Consider the following 1,431-nt stretch of genomic DNA (forward strand, 5'->3'; position numbering starts at 1 on the left):
TGGACTGCCCCCAAGAAGTTGGACAAAAAATCCAACCCTTGGGGGACCTATGGGCAAATACACAGAGCAATTCAAGCTCACAGCCATCTCAGCCTATTTGGATGGCAATGAGGGCTTCCGAAAGGTAGCTCAGCATTTCGGTATCGACTTCAGTCTGCTGCGGCGGTGGGTTTCCAGCCATCAGAGCAAGTCCAGCCTTTCTCCGCGCTCACACGGGCGGCGTTATGACGACGATTTCAAGCGGCAGGTGCTGAGCTTCATGCACGAGCATCGCCTTTCTATGCGCCAGACAGCAGCGCATTTTGGCCTCGGCCAATCGTCGCAGATAGGCAACTGGCAGCGGCAGTACTACAGTGGTGACCCTGTAGCTCCTGTCGACCGCCAGAAAAAGCTGATCAAAGTGCCGAAGAAGATCAAACCAGCAAAACCCACAGATACAGACGATTCACAAAAGCCCCGAGACCAGCTGATGGCGGAGCTCGAATACCTGCGCATGGAGAACGCTGTCTTAAAGGAGCTCAAGGCTTTGCGGGAGGAAAAGGAACGAATATCGGGGAAAAAGTCCTGATCGTTTCCAAGCTCAAGCGTAGGTTTCCTTTGCCTGACCTGCTGCGACTGATCGGGCTGGCTCGCAGTACCTTTTACTATCAGGTACAGAGCCAGCAGAAGCCGGACAAGTATGCCGAGCTTAAAGAGAAGATTCAGCAGGTCTATCACAAAGAGAAAGGGCGCTACGGCTATCGACGCATTGCACTCGTGATCAGGAAAGATGGGGTGCTGGTCAACAAGAAGGTCATCGAGAAGCTGATGGCTGTCCTGGGTTTGAAGTCACTGGTGCGTCCCAAGAAATATCAGTCGTACCAAGGTGCTGTTGGCAAGATAGCGGCGAATCTGCTGGAGCGAAATTTCGTCGCTCAGCGTCCTAACCAGAAATGGGTGAGTGACGTAACCGAGTTCAAAGTAGAGCAACAGAAACTCTATCTTTCGCCAGTGATGGATTTGTACAACGGGGAAATCATCGCCTATGAGACGGCTACTCGCCCTCACTACAGCCTGGTTGGAAACATGCTCGACAAGGCGCTCAAGACCTTGGGAGAGAAGCCTAAACTGGTGCTCCACACTGACCAGGGATGGCAGTACCAGCAAGCTCAATATCGACACACGCTCCGCAGTCGCGGCGTGAAACAGAGCATGTCTCGTAAAGGCAATTGCCTGGACAACGCAGCTATGGAAAGCTTCTTCGGCACGCTGAAGTCAGAGTTTTTCTACCTCAAGCGTTTCGAGAGTATTGATGAACTGAAAGCGGGTCTGGATGAGTACATTCACTACTACAACCATGACCGCATCAAGCTGAGGCTCAATGGCCTGAGCCCTGTCGAGTACAGGACCCAGGCGGCAGCTTAAACTGTCCAACTTTTTGGGGGCAGTCCA

1 protein-coding gene is annotated in these 1,431 nt (G+C 52.6%); it reads left to right on the forward strand.

Going from position 1 to position 1,431, the window contains the following annotated elements; genetic code table 11:
- Positions 1-49: 49 nt before the first annotated feature.
- A protein-coding gene (locus tag IRZ77_RS26660) for an IS3 family transposase (RefSeq protein ID WP_196174635.1) occupies positions 50-1,404 on the forward strand; the annotation gives its coding sequence in 2 pieces (ribosomal slippage) (positions 50-520 and positions 523-1,404; 1,353 coding nt in all).
- The last annotated feature ends 27 nt before the right edge of the window (positions 1,405-1,431 follow it).

Source organism: Pseudomonas pudica (genome assembly GCF_015680405.1).
GTDB classification, from domain to species: domain Bacteria; phylum Pseudomonadota; class Gammaproteobacteria; order Pseudomonadales; family Pseudomonadaceae; genus Aquipseudomonas; species Aquipseudomonas pudica.